Here is a 2,441-nt window from a genome sequence, read left to right as displayed (position 1 = left end):
GAACAATTGAACCCCTTACCTCGTTGTTTGAACTGACAGACAATAAGTTGGTCCTTTATAGTGGAGGCCTATCATGGATTTCACCACGCTTCTGATTATCCTCCTTATTATTTTATTGCTTGGAGGGCGGCTGGTATGGCCGCGGGAGATGGTACTAAATCCTGGCGCTTGCTGACGGCGATCTGACTACTTGGAGACGCTGTTCGCGGCGCACTACAAAACCCAAGCCCCGCATCGCACCCGGCGATGGACCTGGCCGTTTTGCGCGAGAACGTTCATCGGGGGCGAAGAAGTGTCACGTTACCCGCGGGGTTATAGATGTACCGGAGCTCCTGGCCGCTGATTGCGTTGTGGCAATGCCCAAAACTTCGTTCCGTGAACATGGACGCACACCAAGCTGGCCAAGCGTTGACGGTTGCATCGGTCGAGGATGCATTTGAGTTTTTGCAGCGTCAGTGGCCGCACGACAGAGGCAGGAAATTCAATGCGGCCCAAAGGGCAAGCAGACCGTCGAAGCAGCTCCGGTTGCCAATCGTCGCAGCCGCGAATGAGGCAGGCATTCCGACGGTTCTCATCTTGATGTATTTTATTCTGCCGATCTGGCTGACTACCCGATTTGCTGACTGCCATCGTGCTTCGCACATCGAAACGACGCCAGGAAGGGTCGTTGATCCATCTCCTGATGTTCGCAGAGGTCGGTGTTCCATTGCTGGCGGCGATGTTTTCGAAATCAATGCCATGATCATCGGACTGATGATTATCGCCTTCTTTATTCATGAGGTGACGGCCATATGGACTCAGCTTCCACCGCGAGGATGGCGACATCAATCGAGCAGTCCGTGCGCAGCTTTTAGGAAATGATGCTGCTAACGGACCCAAGTGCGACACTCAGCCCAACCCGTGGATTATTTTAAAGACCCAAGAATTTTTCGCACCCATCCCACTTCCGCTTGTTCGATTGGCAGAACCGGAAACTTGAACGTGTACACGGAGACTCTGCCGACCTCTTTGTCCAGGTCGTAGAAGGTAGCTTCCATAGCGATTGGGTTTGTTTGGTTGTACGACCTCAAGACTTGCAGCTGCTCAAATGTCGTCAGCCGAATTTCGACGTCAACCTTCGCATGTTTGGTGTTGATAGTACCGAAGTCAGCGGTCCTTCCCGCTACCACAATCGTTAGTTGGACCTCCGCAGGACAGCCTTTCAGGCTATCGCTGCGCCAGTCATCCGCGTGCGGAACAATTTCTGTCCTAAATCGCGTATATTCATTGCCAGCCAAGCCGCTCATCGACAGCGGCGATGTAACATAGAAATGAAGTTTCAGTCCGCCAGTGGTAAAGATCATTGCAAGCCCCGTTGCCCCTGAACCGGAAGATACCTCATCCGGATCGTGCACGTAATTAACCTTTTAGGTGCTTGCACTCTAAACTCTAATTACTTCAATGAGACTAACGTCATGCCGAGGACATCAATTAAATTACGCGTTTTCGGCTTTGCTTTTGAGCTTCGCCGCTAACACTTGCAGTGCCTCCGCAGGAGACAGTTTTGGAACACTTGATAATTCACTGTACATCTTGAATACAAGGCACGCATATCCTTAAAAAACGAGCTTGTCTTCACTGACGACTTTTCGACATCAGTCTTGAACGTCTCTATTTCAACCATCGCAAACTGAATTGACAATCATCAATATTCGCATGGCTAGATGACGGCGTTGATTGCTGTTTGCGGTCAATCTGCTGCAGACAGCTCCACCAATAACCCTTTTAAGTCCACGATATCCGACAACCCCAGCCGATTGGATCATCGCGAAGCGCGGGAAGATCCTAATCCCAGCCGACCGAAACGATGAGGAACCGATCATCCTCGGGAGGATCCGCGACGGCGAACATACAATCATTACGAAACCGTTCGCCGACGAAAGCGGAAGCCTTGTCGACATTTGGCTCACGGTCTCGCCCATTATAGACGCGCACGACATGATCATCGGTGTCTCAAAGATTGCCCGCGATATTACCGATCGGCGCCGAGCACAGGAAAAGTAGGAGCTCCTGCTTAGGGAAATGAATCACCGGATCAGGAATCTGTTTGCGGTGACGAACAGCATCGTGGGCCTGAGCGCTCAATCGGCCGATTCAGCTCCGACACTTGCGCCCACGGTCAGGAATCGTCTCGACGCGCTCGCCCGAGCCGACGCGCTGACCATCTCGGCCAATAGAAAAGACAACCAGCCTGCAACGACGCTGCATGCCACTATCCAGACGATCCTGGCGCCCTATGACGGCGACACGAATGGCACGGCAGCCCGCTTTGAAATCAAGGGGAGCGATGTGCCAGTGAGGGGAAACACGATCATACCTCTGTCGCTTTTGCTTTATGAATTCGCGACGAATGCCGCCAAATATGGCGGCCTGTCCACGCTTAGCGGACGTATTGATATCCG

Annotated in this window: 3 protein-coding genes; 1 reads left to right on the top strand and 2 read right to left on the bottom strand. The window is 52.4% G+C overall.

Annotation, left to right across the window (positions count from 1 at the left end; translation table 11 throughout):
* Positions 1-312: 312 nt before the first annotated feature.
* Together AAAC48_RS27905 and AAAC48_RS27900 are read right to left on the bottom strand one after the other, a co-directional pair.
* Complete coding sequence (locus AAAC48_RS27905) at positions 313-777, bottom strand: hypothetical protein (RefSeq protein WP_340657311.1); 465 nt, start codon at positions 775-777, stop codon at positions 313-315.
* A 128-nt stretch (positions 778-905) separates the two neighbouring features.
* A complete protein-coding gene (locus tag AAAC48_RS27900) occupies positions 906-1,394 on the bottom strand; it encodes a hypothetical protein (protein WP_340657310.1) in 489 nt (162 codons plus the stop codon).
* A 697-nt stretch (positions 1,395-2,091) separates the two neighbouring features.
* On the opposite strand from AAAC48_RS27900, the gene AAAC48_RS27895 reads away from it, so the two are divergent.
* The coding region (locus AAAC48_RS27895) for an HWE histidine kinase domain-containing protein (RefSeq protein ID WP_340657309.1) at positions 2,092-2,441 on the top strand (350 nt) is incomplete at its 3' end.

The sequence above is a fragment of the Phyllobacterium sp. genome, assembly GCF_037994405.1.
Classification (GTDB): Bacteria; Pseudomonadota; Alphaproteobacteria; order Rhizobiales; family Rhizobiaceae; genus Phyllobacterium.
Note: the sequence above shows the minus strand (reverse complement) of the source record. Positions and strands in the feature narration are given on the sequence as shown.

Coding starts and splice junctions, on each gene's coding strand:
- AAAC48_RS27905 (WP_340657311.1), bottom strand. CDS start 777: ATGAATAAAGAAGGCGATAATCATCAGTCCGATGATCATGGCATTGAT.